The following is a 22,159-nucleotide window of genomic DNA, read 5'->3' on the forward strand; positions in this document are numbered from 1 at the left end:
CACTGTTTGCAGCCAGGTGAGAAACATGTATGGTAGTCGTCATGAGTGTCGCCATTATTGGTATAACAACTTTTGTGAGGACATAGCGATGGAGCAAACCTGGCGGTGGTATGGGCCGAACGATCCGGTATCGCTTGATGATGTACGGCAGGCGGGGGCGACCGGCGTCGTCACTGCGCTGCACCATATTGCAAACGGTCAGGTATGGCCGGTCGACGAGATTAAAGCGCGTCAGGCGCTGTTAGCGGCAAAAGGGTTGACCTGGTCGGTCGTCGAAAGCATTCCCGTCCACGAGGATATTAAAACCCACAGCGGGCAGTATGCGACCTGGATTGCCAACTATCAGCAGAGCATCCGCAACCTCGCGGCCTGCGGCATCGATACCGTGTGCTACAACTTTATGCCGATCCTCGACTGGACGCGCACCGATCTGGAATATGAGCTGCCGGACGGCTCCCGGGCGCTGCGTTTCGATCAGATCGCTTTCGCCGCCTTTGAGCTGCATATCCTTAAACGCCCGGGAGCGGAAGCGGATTACAGTGAAGAAGAGCAGCGTCAGGCTGAGGCCTATTTCAAGGCGATGAGCGAAGCAGATATCGATAAACTGACTCGCAATATCATCGCCGGCCTGCCGGGAGCGGAAGAGGGCTACACCCTTGACCAGTTCCGCGCGCGTCTGGCGGAGTACGACCACATTGATAAAGCGCAGCTGCGTGAAAATATGGCCTATTTCCTGCGCGCCATCGTGCCGGTATGCGAAGAGGTAGGGATCCGCCTGGCTGTGCATCCGGACGATCCGCCGCGGCCGATCCTTGGCCTGCCGCGTATCGTGTCGACCATCGAAGATATGCAGTGGCTGAAGGAGACGGTGGACAGCATTAATAATGGCTTCACCATGTGTACCGGATCGTATGGCGTTCGCGCCGATAACGATCTGGTGAAGATGGTGGAGACCTTTGGCGATCGCATCCATTTTACCCATCTGCGCTCTACCTGCCGTGAAGCAAACCCAAAAACCTTCCACGAGGCGGCGCACCTTAGCGGCGACGTCAATATGGTGGCGGTGGTGGATGCTATCCTGCGTGAAGAGCAGCGGCGTAAACAGGCCGGCGATCTGCGCCCGATCCCATTTCGTCCGGATCATGGTCATCAGATGCTCGACGATCTGCGCAAGAAAACCAACCCAGGCTATTCGGCGATTGGCCGTCTCAAGGGGATGGCGGAAGTGCGCGGCGTCGAGCTGGCGCTGAAAATGACCAAATACCCTGAACTGCTGTAATCGCGGCAATGGGTATAATAAAAAGGACAGCCAGCGCTGTCCTTTTTTACTGTCGGGGCGTTACCGATGATTAATCCGCGCGGCCCATATAGCGGCACTCTTCGATATGAATGCGGATTTTCTCACCGGTGGTCAGGTATTCCGGCACCTGAATCACCAGGCCGGTGCTCATGGTGGCTGGCTTGGTGCGGGAGCTGGCGGACGCACCTTTAATACCCGGCGCGGTTTCGATAATTTCCAGGTCAACGGTCTGCGGCAGCTCCAGCGCCAGCAGCTGGCCGTCCCAGGTCAGCACCTGCATGTCTGGCATCCCACCTTCCGGAATAAACTGCAGCTCTTCTTCAATCTGCTCTTTGGTAAAGGTGTAAGGGGTATAGTCTTCTTTATCCATGAACACGTATTCGTTGCCATCGACGTAGGAGAAGTCGACGAAACGGCGGGTCAGGGTGACGGTATCGACGATATCGTCGCCTTTGAAGCGCTCTTCTACTTTCAGGCCGGTGCGCACATCGGAGAAGCGCATTTTATATAGTGTCGCAGCACCGCGGGCGCTGGGTGACTGAATATCAATATTTTTCACAATCAGCAGCTTGCCGTTGTAATTCAGCACCATACCTTTTTTAATTTCATTCGCTCTTGGCATTGCAGTAATCCTGTCACTTAACGAGTCAAAAATATCGCGTAAAACTACTCGCGCCCGGGCGTTCAGGCAAGCGGATTTCGCGAGTTTTGCTATCTTCTGGCAAAACGTTTAGGCTGTGGCGCAAAATGAGCGTTTGGGAGTCGGGTTGTGGAATGTCGTACTGATTGTGGCGCATGTTGCATCGCCCCCTCTATATCATCGCCGATCCCCGGCATGCCGCAGGGCAAGCCGGCTAACACCCGTTGTATCCAGCTTTCCGAGCGCAATTTATGTCTTATTTTCGGCTCCCCTCTGCGCCCGAAGGTGTGCGCCAGCCTGCAGCCCTCGCCGGAGATGTGCCTCACCCACCGCGATGAAGCGATCACCTGGCTGCTGGAGCTTGAGCTGGCCACCGCGCCCTGAGCTCAACGCAGCAGATGAGAAGGATGGAAACCAATGTGCTTACACGTCTCTTATCCGCCACAGGCAGGCCTGAGTGACAACGCCCATCGCCAGCGCAATCCAGAACACCGCGTGATAGCTCCAGATCTCCGCCACTACCCCCGCCAGTGAACCGGCAATGATCCAGCCGACGCGGGTAGTATTGGTATAGAGGGTGGTGGCCGCGCCCGCCTGCCCCGGCATCAGGTCCTGGAAATAGAGCATGCCGATCCCGGCGAGGATCCCGATATAGATGGCGTTCAGCACCTGCATCGCCAGCAGCAGCGCTGGCGTATGCACCGTCAGCATGCCGACGTAAAACAGCACCCCGGCCACTGCAGAAAGACGCATCAGAAAGCGTTTGCCGAAACGCCGGGCGTAGTAACCGGCAATCAGCATGGTCGGAATTTCCAGTCCGGCGGCGGTGCCCATCATCAGCCCCGCCAGCTTCTCCGGCAGATGCAGCTCGTCAATGATAAACAGCGGCATGTTAATGATGTACAGGCTGTTAGTACCCCACATCAGGGTGCAGATGCTGAACAGCAGCAGCGCATCGCGGCGATGCGTGCGCGGAGCTTCCAGCCGGCCGGTCGCTACCGGCTTTGCTTTACGCATGCTGGGCAAGAATAGCCAGACCATGATCCCGCAGACGATAAACGCCGCCGCGGCGCTGAGATACATCGCGGTAAAACCAAATCCCATCGCCAGGGCGTAGGCCAGCGGGGGACCAATCACCCATGCCAGGGAGACCTGGGCACGTAAAATGGAGCTGAACATCACCGCTTCGCGGCCGGTCCTGTCGGCATGCTCCCGCGCGAGGGCAAACATCTGCGGGTTGGCGGTCGATCCAAAGCTGCTGAGAAAAACGCCGATGAACAGCAAAATGAAATAGTTGCGGTTCCAGGCAAAGAGTACGCAGGCCAGCACCCCCAGCAGACAGCAGACGACAATCAGCTGCTTGCGGTCGCCCTGACGGTCGGAGCGGCCGGCGAGGAACTGACTGACCAGAATGCCAATAACCGCGCTGCCGGTAAAAAAGAAACCGACCATCGCCGGGCGGACGTGCACTTCGTTGGTCAGAAACAGGCTCAGGGTCGGGGTTTGCAGCGCCCCGGCAATGCCCGTCAGAAAGGCGACGATTAAGAAGGCGGAAGAGGTGACATCGAACCCGCGTCGGGGGAGAGCGGCGCTACGGTTTTCCATGGGTTTGGTTTTCTGTAGTTTCAGGAGACGGCGCGGAGTTTACGCCTGCTGGCTAAAAATAAACAGTAGTATGGCACGAATAATTAAAAAGGCGTTTCAAAATATAGAGTTCAGCAAAAAGCTGACGTTCGAGGCGGTCGATAGCTAAAGCTTCAGCAAAAGTGTGCAGTACCTCTAAGTTCTGCGATCAAGTCGCTGACGTACCTTGCGCGTTGAGCAAGAAAGGTACAAAATTCTTGAAACGTTTCAGCGTCATTCGGCAATCCGTTCCCCGTCAGATGGCGCCTTTTTTCTCAAGTTAGCTGAAACGATTCAATTCAGCAGGAGAGGAGAACCATGTTCCAGTTATCTGTGCAGGATATTCATCCCGGCCAGCAGGCCGGTAATAAAGAAGAGGCCATCCGTCAGGTCGCCGCCGCGCTGGTCAGCGCCGGCAACGTGGCCGATGGCTACGTGAACGGCATGCTGGCTCGCGAGCAGCAGACCTCGACCTTCCTCGGCAACGGGATCGCGATCCCGCACGGCACGACGGATACGCGTGACCAGGTGCTGAAGACTGGCGTTCAGGTGTTTCAGTTCCCGCAGGGCGTCACCTGGGGTGAAGGGCAGACCGCCTATGTGGCGATCGGGATTGCCGCCAGCTCAGATGAACACCTCGGCCTGCTGCGTCAGCTGACCCACGTGCTGAGCGATGACGCGGTCGCCGCGCAGCTGCAGTCCGCCACCACCGCGGAAGAGCTGCGTGCGCTGCTGATGGGAGAGAAGCAGAGCGAAGCGCTGAAGCTGGATAACGAGACCCTCAGTCTCGACGTCGCGGCCAGCGATCTGCTGACCCTGCAGGCGCTGAACGCGGCGCGTCTGAAAGAAGTTGGCGCTGTCGATGCCGCCTTCGTTAGCCACGTCATTAACGATACGCCGCTGAACCTCGGTCAGGGCGTCTGGCTGAACGACAGTGCGGAAGGCAATTTGCGCAGCGCCGTGGCGGTCAGCCGCGCGGCTAACGCCTTTACCCGCGACGAGCAGCCGGTTTCCCTGCTGGTCACGGTGGCGATGGCCGATGAGCAGCCGACCGCAGTGCTGAACCGTCTGAGCAAGCTGCTGCTGGACAAGAAAGCTGAACATTTGCTGAAAGCCGACGCCGCCACCGTGCTGGCGCTGCTGACCAGCGACGACGCCATTGCCGAAGATGTGCTGAGCGCCGAATTCGTGGTGCGCAATGAACACGGCCTGCATGCCCGTCCGGGCACCATGCTGGTCAACACCATTAAACAATTTTCCAGCGACATCACCGTTACCAATCTCGACGGTTCCGGCAAGCCGGCTAACGGTCGCAGCCTGATGAAGGTTGTGGCGCTGGGTGTGAAAAAAGGTCACCGTCTGCGTTTTACCGCGCAGGGTGAGGATGCGCAACAAGCGCTGGATGCGATTGGCGAAGCGATCGCCGCAGGCCTTGGGGAGGGCGCATAAATGAGCAGACGTGTAGCAACGATTACGTTAAACCCGGCATACGACCTGGTGGGATTCACCCCGGAGATTGAACGCGGCGAAGTGAACCTGGTACGCACCACCGGCCTGCACGCCGCCGGGAAAGGCATTAATGTGGCGAAAGTGCTGAAAGATCTCGGCATTGATGTCACCGTCGGCGGCTTCCTGGGTAAAGACAACCAGGACGGCTTTCAGCAGCTGTTCAGCGAGCTGGGGATCGCCAACCGTTTCCAGGTGGTGCAGGGCCGGACCCGTATCAACGTTAAGCTGACGGAAAAAGATGGCGAAGTGACCGATTTCAACTTCTCCGGCTTTGAAGTCACCCCGGGCGACTGGGAACGCTTTGTCAACGACTCCCTGAGCTGGCTCGGGCAGTTCGATATGGTCTGCGTCAGCGGCAGCCTGCCGTCCGGCGTTAGCCCGGAAGCCTTCACCGACTGGATGACCCGTCTGCGCAGCCAGTGCCCATGCATTATTTTCGACAGCAGCCGCGAAGCGCTGGTTGCCGGACTAAAAGCGGCGCCGTGGCTGGTGAAACCGAACCGTCGCGAACTGGAAATCTGGGCTGGCCGCAAGCTGCCGGAGATGAAAGATGTTATCGACGCCGCCCATGCGCTGCGCGAGCAGGGTATTGCCCACGTGGTGATCTCCCTGGGCGAAGAGGGCGCGCTGTGGGTCAACGCCTCTGGGGAGTGGATTGCTAAACCACCTTCAGTGGAAGTGGTCAGCACCGTTGGCGCCGGCGATTCGATGGTCGGCGGCCTGATTTACGGCCTGCTGATGCGTGAATCCAGCGAGCATACCCTGCGCCTGGCGACCGCCGTCGCTGCCCTGGCCGTCAGCCAGAGCAATGTAGGAATTACCGACCGTACCCAGTTGGCCGCGATGATGGCGCGCGTCGACTTACAACCCTTTAATTGACAGCAGGAGAGGCATAATGAAAACGCTGCTGATTATTGATGCCGGACTCGGACAGGCGCGCGCCTACATGGCGAAAACCCTGCTGGGTGCCGCGGCGCCGAAAGCGCACCTTGAGCTGATTGATAACCCGAATGACGCCGAACTGGCCATCGTGCTGGGAACCGCGCTGCCGGCCGATAGCGCGCTGAATGGTAAAAACGTTTACCTGGGCGATATTAACCGTGCTGTCGCCCATCCGGAGCTGTTCCTGGGAGAAGCGAAAGACCACGCTAAGCCCTACGTTGCGCCAGCGGCGGTAGCCGTTCCGGCCGCCGCTCAGGGGCAGAAACGCATTGTCGCGGTCACCGCCTGTCCGACCGGCGTCGCCCACACCTTTATGGCGGCAGAAGCCATCGAAACCGAAGCCAAAAAACGCGGCTGGTGGGTGAAGGTGGAGACCCGCGGCTCCGTTGGGGCGGGCAATGCCATCACCCCGGAAGAGGTGGCCGAGGCGGATCTGGTGATCGTCGCTGCCGATATCGAGGTGGACCTGGCGAAATTCGCCGGCAAGCCGATGTACCGCACCACCACCGGTCTGGCGCTGAAGAAAACCGCCCAGGAGCTGGATAAAGCGGTGGCGGAAGCCAAACCGTACCAGCCATCCGGCAAACCTCAGGCGGCTGCTGAAGGGAAAAAAGAGTCGGCGGGCGCCTATCGCCACCTGCTGACCGGCGTCTCCTATATGCTGCCGATGGTAGTGGCCGGGGGCCTGTGTATCGCGCTCTCCTTTGCCTTCGGGATCAAAGCGTTTGAAGTGAAAGACACCCTGGCGGCGGCGCTGATGCAGATCGGCGGCGGCTCGGCCTTCGCGCTGATGGTGCCGGTACTGGCAGGCTTTATCGCCTTCTCCATTGCCGACCGTCCGGGTCTGACCCCGGGCCTTATCGGCGGTATGCTGGCGGTTAGCGGCGGCTCCGGCTTTATCGGCGGGATCATCGCTGGTTTCCTTGCCGGTTATGTGGCGAAAGCCATCAGCACGAAGCTGAAACTGCCGCAGAGTATGGAAGCCCTGAAGCCAATCCTGATCATTCCGCTGGTCTCCAGCCTGATCGTGGGTTTGGCAATGATCTATCTGATCGGTAAACCGGTAGCCGGTATCCTCGCCTGGCTGACCCATTGGCTGCAAACCATGGGCACCGCCAACGCGGTTCTGCTGGGCGCGATCCTCGGCGCGATGATGTGTACCGATATGGGCGGGCCGGTAAACAAAGCGGCCTATGCCTTTGGCGTTGGCCTGCTGAGTACCCAGACCTATGCGCCGATGGCGGCGATCATGGCGGCCGGTATGGTGCCACCGCTGGCGATGGGTATCGCGACGCTGGTAGCGCGCAATAAGTTCGACAAAGGGCAGCGGGAAGGGGGTAAAGCCGCGCTGGTTCTTGGCCTGTGCTTTATCTCGGAAGGGGCGATTCCTTTTGCCGCCCGTGACCCGATGCGCGTTCTGCCGTGCTGTATCGTCGGTGGCGCGGTAACCGGCGCTATCTCCATGGCGGTCGGCGCGAAACTGATGGCGCCGCACGGCGGGCTGTTTGTTCTGCTGATCCCGGGGGCGATTACGCCGGTGCTGGGCTACCTGCTGGCGATTGTTGCCGGAACGCTGGTGGCGGGCCTTGCCTACGCCGTGCTGAAACGCCCTGAGGCGCAAACAGCGGAAGTTGAAAAAGCGGCATAATCCTACCGCAATAAAAAAGGGCCGATTGTTCGGCCCTTTTTTTGTCTCTATTTACGCCACTTCGGCAATCTGCTGCGCCCGCAGCCAGGCAATCTCTTCCGCCCAGATATCCGGGTTGATGGTTTCAAGAATCAGCGGAATACCGTCGAAGCGGCTGTCCTGCATGATCCAGCTGAAGCAATCGTGGCCGATGTTGCCTTCCCCCAGGCTGTGGTGACGGTCGACCCGGCTGCCGAAGGCGCTCTTGGCATCGTTGAGATGCATGCCGCGCAGATACTGAAAACCGACGATGCGTTCGAAGGCGGCGAAGGTTTTTTCGCAGGCTTCGGCGCTGCGCAGGTCGTAGCCGGCGGCGAAAGCATGGCAGGTATCAATGCAGACGCCGACGCGGGATTTATCTTCCACGCCGTCGATGATGGCCGCGAGGTGCTCGAACTTAAAGCCGAGGTTGCTGCCCTGGCCAGCGGTGTTTTCGATCACCGCAGTAACGCCTTCGGTCTTCGCCAGCGCGATATTGATCGATTCGGCGATGCGCGCCAGGCACTCCTCCTCCGGGATCTGCTGCAGATGGCTGCCGGGGTGGAAGTTGAGCAGCGTCAGCCCCAGCTGCTGGCAGCGGGTCATTTCATCAATGAAGGCATCACGGGATTTTTCCAGCGCTTCTTCCACCGGGTGGCCAAGGTTAATCAGGTAGCTGTCGTGCGGCAGGATCTGCCCCGGGCCAAAGTGATACTTTTCACAGGCGGCTTTGAATTCGGCGATGGTCTCGTCGCTGAGCGGCGCGGCGCGCCACTGGCGCTGGTTCTTGGTGAAGAGGGCGAAGGCGGTTGCTTCGATTTCGGCGGCGCGAATGGCGGCATTGGCCAGTCCACCTGAGGCGCTCACGTGCGCTCCTACGTATTTCATAAAAAAACTCCAGTTAAAGCCGCTGGGGGGTGGGTAATGATAGCGGCTTAACTGGAGAAAGATGTAGTGCTTTATGCCATCAGGCTGTGGATAGCGACGTTAATGACCCCGCCGCCGACAATCAACCAGACGAACAGCATCAGCGCCATCAGCAGCGGTTTCGCCCCGGCTTTTTTCAGCGCGCTGACGTGGGTGGTGACCCCGAGGGCGGCCATTGCCATCGCCAGCAGGACGGTATCCAGCGTCACCAGCATATCCACCACGGCTTTCGGCAGCAGATGGAAGGAGTTAAACACCGCCACCAGGATGAACATAATGGCGAACCACGGAATGGTGATTTTGCTTTTCTCGCCGTTGCCTGCCGGGGTCAGCTGTTTAACACGCGCCGCCAGGAACAGCAGGAACGGAGCCAGCATCATGACGCGCAGCATTTTGGCGATAACCGCCGCGTTCTCCGCGTCCGGGCTGACCGCATGGCCGGCGGCAACAACCTGCGCCACTTCATGCATGGTGGAGCCCATATAGATCCCGTAGGTCTCCGGGGTAAACCAGTGCGCCAGCAGCGGGTACATCGCCGGGTAGAGGAAGATGGCGATGGTACCGAAGATAACCACTGTGGCGACGGCAACCGTCACTTTACTGGCTTCGGCTTTGACCACCGGCTCGGTGGCGAGCACGGCCGCCGCGCCGCAGATGCTGCTGCCGGCGCCGATCAGCCAGCTGGTGTGTTTATCGAGACCAAACACTTTCTGGCCAAGGAAGCAGGCGATAAAAAAGGTACTGGAGAGCGTCAGAACGTCAATCAAAATACCGCTCACGCCGACGTCGGCAATCTGGGCGAACGTCAGGCGAAAGCCGTAGAGGATGATCCCCAGGCGCAGCAGATGCTGCTTGGCGAAGATCACCCCGCCGTCGCAGGGCTGCCAGATTTTCGGGTAGACCGTGTTGCCGACGACCATCCCGAACAGGATAGCGAGGGTCAGGGCGCTAAAGCCTGCGCCGGCGATGGCCGGGAAACTACCGGCCCACAGGGCGGCGCCGGTCAGAGCGGCAGTCAGCGCCAGGCCTGGGACAAAATGCCACAGGGAACGATGTTTGGTGGGTAAAGTGAGTGCTGTCATAACCTTCTCCTTTGTCTGCCTAAAGGTTACGCCGTGCGGGATTAAATATAAAATTGATTATATGTTTATAATCAATCGTAATAAGTGGTTAATGGCCGCTTCGCCGGTTACAACGGGGCGAGAGCGGGTTAGGCAGAAGCGGGGCGGTCTCGCCGGCAAGACGATGATTTTGTGATATAAGCGGATTTTCCTTCCGTCAGCCGCCTCGATTTGTGTCACCATAGTAAGGAAGGTTATTCAGGTTGGATTACTAAACGGGTGGGTTATGCATATTACGCTGCGGCAGCTGGAAGTGTTCGCCGAAGTCCACAAGAGTGGGTCGACCACTCAGGCGTCACAGATGCTGGCGCTTTCGCAATCCGCGGTCAGCGCCGCGCTGACCGATCTGGAAGGGCAGCTCGGCGTGCAGCTGTTTGACCGCGTCGGTAAACGACTGGTGGTGAATGAGCATGGACGGCTGCTGTACCCGCGTGCGCTGGCGCTGCTGGAGCGGGCCCTGGAGATCGAGCAGCTGTTTCGCGGCGATAACGGGGCGATCCGAGTCTACGCCAGCAGCACCATCGGCAACTATATTATGCCGGAGATTATTGCCCGCTATCGTCATGACTTCCCGGATCTGCCGGTCGAGCTGAGCGTCGGCAACAGCCTGGACGTCATCAACGCCGTCGCCGACCTGCGGGTGGATTTCGGCCTGATTGAGGGGCCGTGCCATGCCGCCGATATTATTGCCGAGCCGTGGCTGGAGGATGAACTGGTGGTGTTTGCCGCGCCCAACTCACCGCTGCTGGCGGGGGAGGTGACCCTGCAGCAACTGGCTGAGGCGCCGTGGATCCTGCGCGAGCATGGCTCCGGCACCCGGGAGATTGTCGATTACGTTCTGCTGTCGCATCTGCCGGCGTTTCATCTGGGCATGGAGCTGGGTAATTCAGAGGCGATCAAGCACGCGGTCAGGCATGGCCTGGGCATCAGCTGTCTATCGCGGCGGGTGATTGCCGAACAGCTTGCCTCGGGCACGCTGGCGGAGCTGAAAGTGCCATTGCCCCGGCTGACGCGCACGCTGTGGCGGATCCATCACCGGCAGAAGCATATTTCTAAAGCATTACAACGTTTTCTGCACTATTGCCAGGTGTAGCAGCCCGGTTTTATCGCCTGATTACGGGGGGAATTCGCTGGCAATTCCGCAGGTTAGTGCTTTACTAATAATTTGCGGGCGATCATGAAGCTCTCTTATAACTTTGCATTTGTACCGGATGGAACCCCGATCGTCTGCTACAATCGCGCCTCATTTTTTGGATGGATAGCATTATCACATGGTTTCGGAAACTAAAACCACAGAAGCGCCCACGCTACGTCGTGAACTGAAGGCGCGCCACTTGACCATGATCGCCATCGGCGGTTCCATCGGTACGGGTCTTTTTGTTGCCTCTGGCGCAACCATTTCGCAAGCAGGTCCCGGCGGGGCGCTGCTGTCTTATATTCTGATCGGTTTGATGGTCTATTTCCTGATGACCAGCCTCGGCGAGCTGGCGGCGTTTATGCCGGTATCCGGTTCCTTCGCCACCTACGGGCAGAATTATGTTGAAGAAGGCTTCGGCTTCGCGCTGGGCTGGAACTACTGGTACAACTGGGCGGTGACGATCGCCGTTGACCTCGTGGCCTCACAGCTGGTGATGAGCTACTGGTTCCCCGACACTCCGGGCTGGATCTGGAGCGCCTTATTCCTCGGCATCATGTTCCTGCTGAACTGGATCTCGGTGCGCGGCTTTGGCGAGGCGGAATACTGGTTCTCGCTGATAAAGGTAGCCACCGTCATTATCTTTATCATCGTCGGCGTGATGATGATTGTCGGCATCTTCAAAGGGGCGCAGCCAGCCGGCTGGAGCAACTGGGGGATCGCGGATGCGCCGTTCGCCGGCGGTTTCTCGGCGATGATTGGCGTGGCGATGATTGTCGGCTTCTCGTTCCAGGGCACCGAGCTTATCGGCATCGCTGCCGGTGAATCTGAAAATCCGGAGAAGAACATTCCGCGCGCGGTGCGCCAGGTCTTCTGGCGTATCCTGCTGTTTTACGTCTTCGCGATCCTGATTATCAGCCTGATCATTCCGTATACCGATCCGAGTCTGCTGCGCAACGATGTGAAGGATATCTCCGTCAGCCCGTTCACCCTGGTGTTCCAGCATGCTGGTTTGCTGTCGGCGGCGGCAATCATGAACGCCGTTATCCTGACTGCCGTGCTGTCGGCGGGTAACTCCGGGATGTACGCCTCCACGCGTATGCTGTACACCCTGGCCTGCGACGGTAAAGCGCCGCGCATTTTCTCGAAGCTGTCGCGTGGCGGCGTGCCGCGTAATGCGCTGTACGCGACCACCGTGATCGCGGCGCTGTGCTTCCTGACTTCCATGTTTGGCAACCAGACGGTGTACCTGTGGCTGCTGAACACCTCCGGGATGACGGGCTTTATCGCCTGGCTGGGTATTGCGATCAGCCACTATCGTTTCCGTCGCGGCTACGTCCTGCAGGGTAACGATATTAATAATCTGCCGTATCGTTCCGGGTTCTTCCCGCTGGGGCCGATCTTCGCCTTCGTGCTGTGCCTGATCATCACCCTCGGACAGAACTACGAAGCGTTCCTCAAGGACACCATTGACTGGGGCGGCGTGGCGGCGACCTACATCGGTATTCCGCTGTTCCTCGTCATCTGGTTTGGTTACAAGCTGGCGAAAGGCACCCGCTTTGTTCGCTACAGCGAAATGACCTTCCCGGACCGCTTTAAGCGTTAATCTTCGCGATTGTGCGATAAAAGCCCTCTGTGAAGAGGGCTTTATATTGCTGGCAAAGTGCAATCTTCAGGGATTGCCCGGCGGCGCTGCGCTTGCGCGGGCCTACAGATAATCGCATAACTGATTGATATTGCTATGTTTCGTAGGCAGGGTAAGGCGAAAGCCGCCAACCGGCAGACATGTGAGCACAATAACGAAGACAGATTTGTCATCACCCGCAAGCCCTCTGAACAGAGGGCTTTTTTTATGTTTGTGCGGTTACAGCTTGTCACAATTCTTCATAATTATATTGATAATCGTAATCATTATCTTTATCATTTTCGCCCATTACGGATGAAGCCACTCCCCGTCTCTGCCGCTTGTACAGACTGACACCGGGCGACCAGCCACATCGACGAGAAAACAGCGCGAGCATGCCGCCGACAGAGCGGCAAGTCGCCAGCGCGTGTGAGCAGCACCTTGTTGTTTGTTTGGTTGTACACCTCATGGAGATTTGGAATGTTCAGGTTAAACCCTTTTATCCGGGCGGGATTGTCTGCGTCCGTCGTATCGTTGGCGTTTCCGGCTCTGGCCGATGTGAATGAAGAAACGCTGGTGGTGACCGCCTCGGCCACTGAACAGAATGTCAAAGACGCGCCGGCGAGCATCAGCGTCATCACCCAACAGGATTTACAACGCAAGCCTGTTCAGAACCTGAAAGACGTGCTGCGCGATGTGCCTGGGGTCCAGCTCACCAACGAAGGGGATAACCGCAAGGGCGTTAGCATCCGCGGTCTGAGCAGCAGCTATACCCTGATCCTGGTCGACGGCAAGCGCGTTAACTCGCGGAACGCCGTCTTCCGCCACAATGACTTCGACCTTAACTGGATCCCGGTGGATGCTATTGAGCGTATCGAAGTGGTGCGCGGCCCGATGTCCTCCCTCTACGGCTCCGATGCGCTCGGTGGGGTGGTCAACATTATTACCAAAAAAATCGGCCAGAAATGGACCGGGACGCTGAGTGCTGATACCACTATTCAGGAGCACCGCGATCGCGGGGATACCTATAACGGCCAGTTCTTCACCAGCGGCCCGCTGATCGACGGCGTACTTGGAATGAAGGCCTACGGCAGCCTGGCAAAACGCGCCAAGGACGATCCGCAGTCATCCAGTAATGCCACCGGCGAGACGCCGCGCATCGAGGGCTTCACCAGCCGCGATGGCAATGTTGAATTCGCCTGGACGCCGAACGAAAACCACGATTTTACCGCAGGCTACGGCTTTGACCGTCAGGATCGCGATTCCGATTCCCTTGACCGCAACCGCCTTGAGCGGGAGAACTACTCTCTGAGCCATAACGGCCGCTGGGATATCGGCAATAGCGAGCTCAAGTTCTACGGCGAAAAGGTGGATAACAAAAATCCAGGGCAGAGCGGGACTATTACCTCGGAAAGCAATGCCATCGACGGCAAGTATGTCCTGCCGCTGGGCATGATTAACCAGCTGGTGACCTTCGGCGGCGAATGGCGCCACGACAAACTGAAAGATCCGGTCAACCTGAGCAGCGGCGGCCAGTCAACGTCGGCTAGCCAGTACGCCCTGTTTATCGAAGACGAATGGCGCATCATCGAGCCGCTGGCGCTGACCACCGGCATTCGTATGGACGACCATCAGACCTATGGCGATCACTGGAGCCCGCGCGCCTATCTGGTGTATAACGCCACCGATACCGTCACCGTCAAAGGCGGCTGGGCGACGGCGTTTAAAGCCCCGTCGCTGCTGCAGCTTAACCCCGACTGGACCACCAACTCCTGTCGCGGCTCGTGCAGCATCGTCGGTAACCCGGATCTGAAACCGGAAACCAGCGAAAGCTTCGAGCTCGGTCTCTACTACCGCGGGGAAGAGGGCTGGCTTGAAAATGTCGAAGGCAGCATCACCACCTTCCAGAATAATGTCGACGACATGATCGATGTTCTGCGCACCTCCAGCGCCAGCGAAGCGCCGGGCTACCCGAACTTTGTCGGCTGGAAAACCGTCAACGGCAAGCGCGTGCCGATCTTCCGCTATTTCAACGTCAACAAAGCCCGCATCAAAGGGGTGGAGACGGAGGTGAAGATCCCGTTTGGCGATGAGTGGAAGCTGACGGTGAACTACACCTACAACGATGGTCGCGATCTGAGCAATGGCGGCGACAAACCGCTGCAGACGCTGCCGTTCCATACCGCCAACGGCACGCTCGACTGGAAACCGCTGGACGATTGGTCCTTCTACGTGACGGCCAACTATACCGGCCAGCAGCGCGCGGTGAGCGCCACCGGCAAAACGCCGGGCGGCTACACCCTGTTTGACGTTGGCGCGGCATGGCAGGTGACCAAAAACGTGAAACTGCGCTCCGGGGTGCAGAACGTGGGTGATAAAGATTTGAGCCGGGACGACTACAGCTATACCGAAGAAGGCCGTCGCTACTTTATGGCGGTGGATTATCGCTTCTGATTGCCGGCGCTAAAACGCGTCCTGTAGGCCTGAACATGCGCCGCGAAGCAGCTTCGCGGCGCATTGGCGTTTAGCCAAAGAGATGCTGCGCATGGAAGCGCAGATGGTCTTCAATAAACGAGGCAATGAAGTAATAGCTGTGGTCGTAACCGGGCTGGATGCGCAGCGTTAACGGCCAGGCCTTCTGCCGCGCGACCTCCGCCAGTACCGCCGGCTGCAGCTGTCCGGCAAGGAATGGATCGTTGTCGCCCTGATCGATAAGCGTCGGCACGGCGTCCTCTGGCCGGCTGGCCTGCATCAGCGCGCAGCTGTCCCAGGAGTGCCATGCCGATTCATCCGCGCCGAGATAGGCGGTAAACGCTTTCTTGCCCCACGGGACCTGGGAGGGATTGACGATCGGCGCGAAGGCGGAGACGCTGGCGTAGCGGCCGGGATTTTTGAGCGCCATAATGAGCGCGCCGTGGCCGCCCATCGAGTGGCCGCTGACGGCGCAGCGTTCGCCGACGCTAAACTCGCTACGAATAAGCGCGGGCAGTTCGTCACGCAGGTAATCGTACATTCGGTAGTGCGCCGCCCAGGGCGCCTCGGTGGCGTTCAGGTAGAAGCCGGCGCCTTGTCCGAGATCGTAACCGTCGTCGTTGGCCGCCTCGTCACCGCGCGGGCTGGTATCCGGCATCACCAGCGCGATGCCCAGCTCGGCGGCAATGCGCTGGGCGCCCGCCTTGGTGGTAAAGTTCTCATCGTTACAGGTCAGCCCCGACAGCCAGTACAGCACCGGCGGCGGCGTTTCGCGCTCAGGCGGTAAAAAAATGCTGAACGTCATGGCGCAGTTCAGGACAGGGGAGTGATGACGCCAGCGTTGTTGCTGGCCGTCAAAACAGCGATGCTCTTCAAGCAGTTCCATGCAAGGCTCCTCGGAAGGGATGTGCGCGTAAACGTTCATAATACAGATATTTCATTAGCCGGTGAGCAACTTTCACTTTCTCCTTTTGAGAACTTACTGCATCATTAATGCAACTTATAGCCAACATGCCGGTGTAGCGACGGCGCTTATGAATGCGTACAGCGGTTGGAACATTCCGGATACGGCGATAAGGATTTGGCGTCGCGCCTGAGGCATGGCTTCGCTCCCTAATAAAAGGCAGCGCCAATTTCAATAATTATCGTTACGGCTACTGGATTCTGTGCGCCACCTCACGCACAATGAATACAAACTTTGCCCCCAGAAAAAGCAAAGAGCGCCACACCTGCAGGAGAAACATAAATGTCATCACTGAGTAAAGAAGCCGTCCTCGTTCATGAAGCGCTGGTCGCTCGTGGGCTGGAGACGCCGATGCGTGCGCCAGTACAAGAAATTGATAACGAAACACGCAAGCGTTTGATTACCGGTCATATGACCGAGATTATGCAACTGCTGAATCTGGATCTGAGTGATGACAGTCTGATGGAGACCCCGCATCGCATCGCCAAAATGTATGTCGATGAGATCTTCTCCGGGCTGGATTATTCTCGCTTCCCGAAAATCACCGTCATTGAAAACAAAATGAAGGTCGATGAAATGGTCACCGTGCGCGATATCACCCTGACCAGCACCTGCGAACACCATTTCGTTACCATCGATGGTAAAGCGACGGTAGCCTATATCCCGAAAGATTCGGTGATCGGCCTGTCGAAAATCAACCGCATCGTGCAGTTCTTCGCCCAACGTCCGCAGGTCCAGGAGCGTCTGACGCAGCAGATCCTGATCGCGCTGCAGACGCTGCTCGGCACCAACAACGTGGCGGTATCCATTGACGCGGTGCATTATTGCGTGAAGGCGCGCGGCATTCGCGACGCGACCAGCGCCACCACCACCACCTCTCTCGGCGGCCTGTTTAAATCCAGCCAGAATACCCGCCAGGAATTCCTGCGCGCAGTACGTCACCACGACTAAAACGGAGCAGGGTGCATGGAGAGAAATGTCACGCTGGACTTTGTCCGCGGCGTCGCCATCCTCGGTATCCTGCTTCTCAATATCAGCGCCTTCGGCTTGCCGAAGGCCGCTTATCTCAATCCCGCCTGGTCAGGAAGCGCGTCCCTTAGCGATGCCTGGACCTGGGCGCTCCTCGACCTGCTGGCGCAGGTGAAGTTTCTCACCCTGTTCGCGCTGCTGTTTGGCGCCGGTCTTCAGCTATTGCTTCCGCGAGGGAAGCGCTGGATCCAGTCGCGGCTGACGCTGCTGGCGCTGCTCGGTTTCATTCACGGTCTTTTTTTCTGGGATGGCGATATTCTGCTGGCCTATGCCCTGGTGGGGCTGGTGAGCTGGCGCATGGTGCGTGAGGCGCACCATGTCAAATCGCTGTTCAACACCGGGGTGGTGCTCTACCTCACCGGCATTGCGGTGCTGGTCCTGTTGGGGCTGATCTCCGGGACCGCGGCGAATCGCTCGTGGGCGCCGGACGCGGCGAACCTGCAGTATGAGCAGTACTGGAAGCTGCACGGTGGCATGGAGGCGGTCAGCAACCGGGCGGATATGCTATCTGACAATCTGCTGGCGCTGGGCGCGCAGTATGGCTGGCAGCTGGCTGGGATGATGCTGATGGGCGCGGCGCTGATGCGCAGCGGCTGGCTGAAGGGGCAGTTTAGCCTGCGTCACTACCGGCGTACCGGCGCGCTGCTGGTGGCGGCCGGCATGGCGGTCAATCTGCCGGCAATATTCGCCCAGTGGTATCTGGCCTGGGACTATCGCTGGTGCGCGTTTTTACTGCAGGCGCCGCGCGAACTTAGCGCCCCGCTGCAGGCTATCGGCTATGCCGCGCTGGCCTGGGGCTACTGGCCGCAGCTCTGCCGTTTCCGCCTGGTGGGCGCTATCGCCTGCGTCGGACGCATGGCGCTGACCAACTACCTGCTGCAGACCCTGATCTGCACCACCCTGTTTTATCATCTTGGGCTGTTTATGCGCTTCGATCGTCTGCAGCTGCTGGCCTTTGTCCCCCCCATCTGGGCCGTTAACCTCCTTGTCTCATCGCTCTGGCTGCGCCGCTTCCGCCAGGGGCCGGTGGAATGGCTGTGGCGTCAGTTAACCCTGCGTGCGTCAGGCACATCATTGAAAGACACATCCAGATAACGATCTCGATCACAATCATTAACAAAACGGATGTAAACGTTTCCAGCCGTGTGACCTCACTCACGCAGCGGACCGTGGGTCGCTGCCAGAATAGCCTCCTTGCTAAGCACAGGAGGTGAATGTGACGTGCTGTAATTCTCTTAAGGTCGCTGAGTATGATCACCATTCGTGATGTCGCCCGCCAGGCGGGCGTTTCCGTGGCCACCGTGTCGCGGGTGCTGAATAACAGCGCGCTGGTGAGTCCGGATACGCGCGACGTGGTGATGAAAGCGGTGACCCAACTGGGCTACCGGCCCAACGCCAACGCCCAGGCGCTGGCCACCCAGGTCAGCGATACCATCGGCGTGGTGGTGATGGACGTCTCCGACGCCTTCTTCGGCGCGCTGGTGAAAGCAGTGGATACCGTTGCTCAGCAGCATCAGAAATATGTGCTGATCGGCAACAGCTATCACGAGGCGGAAAAAGAACGTCACGCCATCGAGGTGCTGATCCGTCAGCGCTGCTCGGCGCTGATCGTCCACTCGAAAGCGCTGAGCGATGATGAACTGAGCGACTTTATGCAACATATCCCGGGGATGGTGCTGATCAACCGCATCGTGCCGGGGTATGCCCATCGCTGCGTAGGGCTCGACAACGTCAGCGGCGCGCTGATGGCCACCCGTATGCTCCTCAATCATGGTCACCAGCGCATCGGCTATCTCTCCTCAAACCACGGCATTGAAGATGACGATATGCGCCGGGAAGGGTGGAGCAAAGCGCTGCAGGAGCAAGGCATCATCGCCCCGGACAGCTGGATCGGTTCCGGCTCCCCGGATATGCAGGGCGGTGAAGCGGCGATGGTCGAACTGCTGGGGCGCAATCTCGGCCTCACCGCGGTGTTTGCCTATAACGACAGCATGGCGGCCGGCGCGCTGACGACGCTGAAGGACAACGGCATTGTCGTGCCGCAGCATCTGTCGCTGATTGGCTTTGATGATATTCCTATTTCCCGTTACACCGATCCTCAGCTCACCACCGTGCGCTATCCGGTAATGTCGATGGCAAAGCTGGCCACCGAGCTGGCGCTGCTGGGGGCGGCCGGCAAGCTGGATCGCGAGGCGACGCACTGCTTTATGCCGACGCTGGTGCGCCGTCATTCCGTTGCCCAGCGGCAAACTGTGGGGCCGATCACTAACTGACGCGATCGCGGGATGTAACCGCTTTCAATTTGTGAGTAAATTCACAGTATATTAACATTCGCCTTATTATGATGGCAGCGTTTACCAGTCTGAACCACGAGGTGATGGATATTCCTCACTTTATTTAGTAGGAACAAGGCGTTAAACGAGTTTTACAGTCGTATTTTTCTGGAGCGTTACCCGACACGGAAGACCGAATTTTCGTCGTGAAATGCGTTGTGCGGTAACACTAATGCAACAAATCCCGCCTGCATTTTCTCACAATAATGACCCTGCATAATAAAACCGGAGATTCCATGAATAAGAAGGTGTTTACCCTGTCTGCTGTAATGGCTGGTCTGTTATTTGGCGCCGCCGCACACGCAGCAGATACCCGTATCGGCGTGACGATTTATAAATATGACGACAACTTTATGTCGGTAGTGCGTAAGGCGATTGAAAAAGATGGCAAATCCGCGCCAGACGTCCAGCTATTGATGAATGATTCGCAGAACGACCAGTCGAAACAAAACGATCAGATTGACGTGCTGCTGGCGAAAGGCGTGAAGGCGCTGGCGATTAACCTGGTTGACCCGGCCGCCGCAGGTACGGTGATTGAAAAGGCGCGCGGGCAGAATATTCCGGTGGTGTTCTTCAACAAAGAGCCTTCCCGCAAAGCGCTGGATAGTTATGACAAGGCTTATTACGTCGGTACCGACTCGAAAGAGTCGGGGATTATTCAGGGCGATCTGATCGCCAAGCACTGGAAAGCCAACCCGAACTGGGATCTGAATAAAGACGGTCAGATCCAGTACGTTCTGCTGAAAGGCGAGCCGGGCCATCCGGATGCGGAAGCGCGTACCACTTACGTTATTAAAGAGCTGAATGATAAAGGTCTGAAGACCCAGCAGCTGCAGCTGGATACCGCGATGTGGGATACCGCCCAGGCGAAAGACAAAATGGACGCCTGGCTCTCCGGCCCGAATGCCAACAAGATTGAAGTGGTGATCGCTAACAACGACGCCATGGCGATGGGCGCGGTTGAAGCGCTGAAAGCGCACAACAAGAGCAGCATTCCGGTGTTCGGCGTTGATGCCCTGCCGGAAGCCCTGGCGCTGGTGAAATCCGGCGCGATGGCCGGTACCGTGCTGAACGATGCCAATAACCAGGCGAAAGCGACCTTCGAGCTGGCGAAAAACCTTGCCGACGGGAAAGACGCCGCGGCAGGCACCAACTGGAAAATTGACAACAAGATTGTTCGCGTCCCCTACGTGGGCGTCGATAAAGACAACCTGAGCCAGTTTACCGGCAAATAATCGTGATGTGAGTTGCGGGCGTGGGTTATCCACGCCCGATTATTCCTGATACAGAACCAGACTCCTGCTGGCGCTAGTGCGCCGGACGGGGCTTGCATGAACGCAGCCAGGTATAACTATGGTCAGCAATAATAGCGAACGGTCAGGCGAATATTTGTTGGAGATGAGCAACATCAACAAATCGTTTCCTGGCGTCAAGGCTCTTGATAATGTCAACCTGAAGGTTCGTCCGCACTCCATTCATGCGTTAATGGGTGAGAACGGCGCCGGTAAATCGACATTATTAAAATGCCTTTTTGGGATCTATCAAAAAGATTCCGGTAGCATTCTTTTTCAGGGAAAAGAGATCGATTTCCATTCGGCGAAAGAAGCCCTGGAAAACGGTATTTCGATGGTGCATCAGGAATTAAACCTGGTATTACAGCGTTCGGTCATGGATAACATGTGGCTCGGGCGCTATCCAACTAAAGGCATGTTTGTCGATCAGGACAAAATGTACCGGGATACCAAGGCCATTTTTGATGAGCTGGATATTGATATCGATCCGCGCGCCCGCGTCGGTACCTTATCGGTATCTCAGATGCAGATGATTGAGATCGCGAAGGCGTTTTCCTATGACGCCAAAATCGTCATCATGGATGAGCCGACGTCATCTCTGACGGAAAAAGAGGTCAACCATCTGTTTAAGATCATCCGTAAGCTGAAAGATCGCGGCTGCGGTATCGTCTATATCTCGCATAAAATGGAAGAAATTTTCCAGTTGTGCGATGAAATAACCATCCTGCGCGACGGCCAGTGGATCGCCACCCAGCCGCTGGAAGGGCTGGATATGGATAAGATCATCGCCATGATGGTCGGGCGTTCGCTTAACCAGCGTTTTCCGGATCGCGAAAACACTCCGGGCGAAGTGATCCTCCAGGTGCGCAATCTCACCTCGCTGCGCCAGCCCTCCATTCGCGATGTCTCCTTTGACCTGCATAAGGGCGAAATTCTCGGTATCGCCGGCCTGGTGGGCGCTAAACGCACCGACATCGTGGAGACCCTGTTCGGCATCCGTGAGAAGGCCAGCGGCACCATCACGCTGCACGGCAAGAAGATCAACAACCACAGCGCCAACGAGGCGATAAACCACGGTTTTGCGCTGGTGACCGAGGAGCGGCGCTCTACCGGGATTTACGCCTATCTGGATATCGGGTTTAACTCGCTGATCTCCAATATTAAGAAATATAAAAACAGCGTCGGCTTGCTGGATAACTCGCGAATGAAGAGCGATACCCAATGGGTTATTGACTCGATGCGCGTCAAAACCCCCGGTCAGCATACGCAGATTGGCTCGCTTTCCGGTGGTAACCAGCAAAAGGTCATTATAGGCCGCTGGCTGCTGACCCAGCCGGAGATCCTGATGCTGGATGAGCCAACGCGCGGTATCGACGTCGGCGCCAAGTTTGAAATCTATCAGCTGATTGCCGAACTGGCTAAAAAAGACAAAGGGATCATTATTATTTCTTCCGAAATGCCGGAACTGCTGGGGATTACCGACCGCATTCTGGTGATGAGCAACGGCCTGGTCGCGGGCATTGTTGAGACTAAAACCACCACGCAAAACGAAATACTGCGTCTTGCGTCATTGCACCTTTAA

At 57.7% G+C, this 22,159-nt stretch carries 18 protein-coding genes; 13 read left to right on the forward strand and 5 right to left on the reverse strand.

The genetic code is table 11. From position 1 onward, the window contains the following. Nucleotides 1-88 precede the first annotated feature (88 nt). Nucleotides 89-1,279 carry a mannonate dehydratase gene (gene uxuA, locus AB1E37_RS07605; protein WP_032447752.1) on the forward strand — a complete coding sequence of 397 codons (1,191 nt, stop codon included), beginning with the start codon at nucleotides 89-91 and terminating at the stop codon, nucleotides 1,277-1,279. A 70-nt stretch (nucleotides 1,280-1,349) separates the two neighbouring features. On the opposite strand, the gene yeiP is transcribed toward uxuA, so the two are convergent. Then, nucleotides 1,350-1,922, reverse strand: coding sequence for an elongation factor P-like protein YeiP (gene yeiP, locus AB1E37_RS07610; protein WP_002912951.1), 573 nt, complete (start codon nucleotides 1,920-1,922; stop codon nucleotides 1,350-1,352). Between the two features lie 147 nt (nucleotides 1,923-2,069). Between yeiP and AB1E37_RS07615 the strand changes: the two genes are divergently transcribed. Continuing rightward, nucleotides 2,070-2,324 carry a YkgJ family cysteine cluster protein gene (locus AB1E37_RS07615; protein WP_004175066.1) on the forward strand — a complete coding sequence of 85 codons (255 nt, stop codon included), beginning with the start codon at nucleotides 2,070-2,072 and terminating at the stop codon, nucleotides 2,322-2,324. Nucleotides 2,325-2,363: 39 nt separating this feature from the next. On the opposite strand, the gene setB is transcribed toward AB1E37_RS07615, so the two are convergent. Further along, nucleotides 2,364-3,545, reverse strand: coding sequence for a sugar efflux transporter SetB (setB, locus tag AB1E37_RS07620; RefSeq protein ID WP_032415259.1), 1,182 nt, complete (start codon nucleotides 3,543-3,545; stop codon nucleotides 2,364-2,366). Between the two features lie 336 nt (nucleotides 3,546-3,881). Here setB and fruB point away from each other — a divergent pair, with 336 nt between their 5' ends. From fruB to fruA, 3 genes are read left to right on the forward strand one after another with little or no spacing between them, the layout of a single operon-like run. Beyond that, nucleotides 3,882-5,012: a fused PTS fructose transporter subunit IIA/HPr protein gene (gene fruB, locus AB1E37_RS07625; RefSeq protein ID WP_002912947.1), complete on the forward strand. Its 1,131-nt coding sequence runs from the start codon at nucleotides 3,882-3,884 to the stop codon at nucleotides 5,010-5,012. Next, nucleotides 5,013-5,951, forward strand: coding sequence for a 1-phosphofructokinase (fruK, locus tag AB1E37_RS07630; protein ID WP_002912941.1), 939 nt, complete (start codon nucleotides 5,013-5,015; stop codon nucleotides 5,949-5,951). Nucleotides 5,952-5,967: 16 nt separating this feature from the next. Next, on the forward strand, nucleotides 5,968-7,662 hold the full coding sequence (gene fruA, locus AB1E37_RS07635; protein ID WP_002912939.1) for a PTS fructose transporter subunit IIBC: 1,695 nt from the start codon (nucleotides 5,968-5,970) through the stop codon (nucleotides 7,660-7,662). Between the two features lie 51 nt (nucleotides 7,663-7,713). Here fruA and nfo read toward each other — a convergent pair whose 3' ends face one another. Both nfo and AB1E37_RS07645 read right to left on the reverse strand, forming a co-directional pair. Then, on the reverse strand, nucleotides 7,714-8,568 hold the full coding sequence (nfo, locus tag AB1E37_RS07640) for a deoxyribonuclease IV (protein ID WP_002912937.1): 855 nt from the start codon (nucleotides 8,566-8,568) through the stop codon (nucleotides 7,714-7,716). Nucleotides 8,569-8,639: 71 nt separating this feature from the next. Then, on the reverse strand, nucleotides 8,640-9,689 hold the full coding sequence (locus tag AB1E37_RS07645; RefSeq protein ID WP_002912935.1) for a YeiH family protein: 1,050 nt from the start codon (nucleotides 9,687-9,689) through the stop codon (nucleotides 8,640-8,642). Between the two features lie 265 nt (nucleotides 9,690-9,954). On the opposite strand from AB1E37_RS07645, the gene yieE reads away from it, so the two are divergent. From yieE to cirA, 3 genes are all read left to right on the forward strand, one after another. After that, on the forward strand, nucleotides 9,955-10,821 hold the full coding sequence (gene yieE / locus AB1E37_RS07650; protein WP_002912932.1) for a DNA-binding transcriptional regulator YeiE: 867 nt from the start codon (nucleotides 9,955-9,957) through the stop codon (nucleotides 10,819-10,821). A gap of 178 nt (nucleotides 10,822-10,999) precedes the next feature. After that, a complete protein-coding gene (locus AB1E37_RS07655) occupies nucleotides 11,000-12,469 on the forward strand; it encodes an amino acid permease (RefSeq protein ID WP_002912929.1) in 1,470 nt (489 codons plus the stop codon). A 498-nt stretch (nucleotides 12,470-12,967) separates the two neighbouring features. Beyond that, a complete protein-coding gene (gene cirA, locus AB1E37_RS07660) occupies nucleotides 12,968-14,941 on the forward strand; it encodes a catecholate siderophore receptor CirA (protein ID WP_002912926.1) in 1,974 nt (657 codons plus the stop codon). A 70-nt stretch (nucleotides 14,942-15,011) separates the two neighbouring features. Here the strand turns inward: cirA and fghA are convergent, their stop codons facing one another. Beyond that, nucleotides 15,012-15,845 carry an S-formylglutathione hydrolase gene (gene fghA / locus AB1E37_RS07665; protein ID WP_004151123.1) on the reverse strand — a complete coding sequence of 278 codons (834 nt, stop codon included), beginning with the start codon at nucleotides 15,843-15,845 and terminating at the stop codon, nucleotides 15,012-15,014. Nucleotides 15,846-16,205: 360 nt separating this feature from the next. On the opposite strand from fghA, the gene folE reads away from it, so the two are divergent. From folE to mglA, 5 genes are all read left to right on the forward strand, one after another. Beyond that, nucleotides 16,206-16,874 carry a GTP cyclohydrolase I FolE gene (gene folE / locus AB1E37_RS07670; RefSeq protein ID WP_004184878.1) on the forward strand — a complete coding sequence of 223 codons (669 nt, stop codon included), beginning with the start codon at nucleotides 16,206-16,208 and terminating at the stop codon, nucleotides 16,872-16,874. 15 nt (nucleotides 16,875-16,889) lie between these two features. Next, on the forward strand, nucleotides 16,890-18,047 hold the full coding sequence (gene yeiB, locus AB1E37_RS07675) for a DUF418 domain-containing protein YeiB (protein ID WP_002912921.1): 1,158 nt from the start codon (nucleotides 16,890-16,892) through the stop codon (nucleotides 18,045-18,047). 155 nt (nucleotides 18,048-18,202) lie between these two features. After that, nucleotides 18,203-19,225 (forward strand): HTH-type transcriptional regulator GalS, encoded by a 1,023-nt coding sequence (galS, locus tag AB1E37_RS07680; RefSeq protein WP_002912919.1) that lies wholly within the window; start codon nucleotides 18,203-18,205, stop codon nucleotides 19,223-19,225. A 296-nt stretch (nucleotides 19,226-19,521) separates the two neighbouring features. Then, on the forward strand, nucleotides 19,522-20,520 hold the full coding sequence (gene mglB / locus AB1E37_RS07685; RefSeq protein ID WP_002912878.1) for a galactose/glucose ABC transporter substrate-binding protein MglB: 999 nt from the start codon (nucleotides 19,522-19,524) through the stop codon (nucleotides 20,518-20,520). A gap of 118 nt (nucleotides 20,521-20,638) precedes the next feature. Continuing rightward, complete coding sequence (mglA, locus tag AB1E37_RS07690) at nucleotides 20,639-22,159, forward strand: galactose/methyl galactoside ABC transporter ATP-binding protein MglA (RefSeq protein ID WP_002912876.1); 1,521 nt, start codon at nucleotides 20,639-20,641, stop codon at nucleotides 22,157-22,159.

The organism is Klebsiella sp. Shm-1, from assembly GCF_040804525.1.
Lineage (GTDB): Bacteria > Pseudomonadota > Gammaproteobacteria > Enterobacterales > Enterobacteriaceae > Klebsiella > Klebsiella pneumoniae.

Excerpts from the sequence above, each read along its gene's own strand:
- uxuA (WP_032447752.1), top strand. The coding sequence starts at position 89 with ATGGAGCAAACCTGGCGGTGGTATGGGCCGAACGATCCGGTATCGCTT.
- yeiP (WP_002912951.1), bottom strand. The coding sequence starts at position 1,922 with ATGCCAAGAGCGAATGAAATTAAAAAAGGTATGGTGCTGAATTACAAC.
- setB (WP_032415259.1), bottom strand. The coding sequence starts at position 3,545 with ATGGAAAACCGTAGCGCCGCTCTCCCCCGACGCGGGTTCGATGTCACC.
- fruB (WP_002912947.1), top strand. The coding sequence starts at position 3,882 with ATGTTCCAGTTATCTGTGCAGGATATTCATCCCGGCCAGCAGGCCGGT.
- fruK (WP_002912941.1), top strand. The coding sequence starts at position 5,013 with ATGAGCAGACGTGTAGCAACGATTACGTTAAACCCGGCATACGACCTG.
- fruA (WP_002912939.1), top strand. The coding sequence starts at position 5,968 with ATGAAAACGCTGCTGATTATTGATGCCGGACTCGGACAGGCGCGCGCC.
- nfo (WP_002912937.1), bottom strand. The coding sequence starts at position 8,568 with ATGAAATACGTAGGAGCGCACGTGAGCGCCTCAGGTGGACTGGCCAAT.
- AB1E37_RS07645 (WP_002912935.1), bottom strand. The coding sequence starts at position 9,689 with ATGACAGCACTCACTTTACCCACCAAACATCGTTCCCTGTGGCATTTT.
- yieE (WP_002912932.1), top strand. The coding sequence starts at position 9,955 with ATGCATATTACGCTGCGGCAGCTGGAAGTGTTCGCCGAAGTCCACAAG.
- AB1E37_RS07655 (WP_002912929.1), top strand. The coding sequence starts at position 11,000 with ATGGTTTCGGAAACTAAAACCACAGAAGCGCCCACGCTACGTCGTGAA.
- cirA (WP_002912926.1), top strand. The coding sequence starts at position 12,968 with ATGTTCAGGTTAAACCCTTTTATCCGGGCGGGATTGTCTGCGTCCGTC.
- fghA (WP_004151123.1), bottom strand. The coding sequence starts at position 15,845 with ATGGAACTGCTTGAAGAGCATCGCTGTTTTGACGGCCAGCAACAACGC.
- folE (WP_004184878.1), top strand. The coding sequence starts at position 16,206 with ATGTCATCACTGAGTAAAGAAGCCGTCCTCGTTCATGAAGCGCTGGTC.
- yeiB (WP_002912921.1), top strand. The coding sequence starts at position 16,890 with ATGGAGAGAAATGTCACGCTGGACTTTGTCCGCGGCGTCGCCATCCTC.
- galS (WP_002912919.1), top strand. The coding sequence starts at position 18,203 with ATGATCACCATTCGTGATGTCGCCCGCCAGGCGGGCGTTTCCGTGGCC.
- mglB (WP_002912878.1), top strand. The coding sequence starts at position 19,522 with ATGAATAAGAAGGTGTTTACCCTGTCTGCTGTAATGGCTGGTCTGTTA.
- mglA (WP_002912876.1), top strand. The coding sequence starts at position 20,639 with ATGGTCAGCAATAATAGCGAACGGTCAGGCGAATATTTGTTGGAGATG.